1 tRNA gene is annotated in these 206 nt (G+C 48.5%); it reads right to left on the reverse strand.

The features are described 5' to 3' along the window. Nucleotides 1-27: 27 nt before the first annotated feature. Nucleotides 28-103 (reverse strand) — tRNA-Gly (locus BK026_RS00015). Nucleotides 104-206: the final 103 nt, after the last annotated feature.

The following is a 206-nucleotide window of genomic DNA, read 5'->3' on the forward strand; positions in this document are numbered from 1 at the left end:
TTTAGATTTTCGTGATGTTTGAAAATTTGGAGCGGGAAACGAGATTCGAACTCGCGACCCCGACCTTGGCAAGGTCGTGCTCTACCAACTGAGCTATTCCCGCATAGAGTCGATGCTTTGCATCTTTTGATATCTGATTAGATTCAGATTTAAATTTGGAGCGGGAAACGAGATTCGCCAACTGGCCGACACTCGGTCGCGGGCCC

Origin of the sequence: Alteromonas sp. V450, from assembly GCF_001885075.1 — a bacterium.
Classification (GTDB): domain Bacteria; phylum Pseudomonadota; class Gammaproteobacteria; order Enterobacterales; family Alteromonadaceae; genus Alteromonas.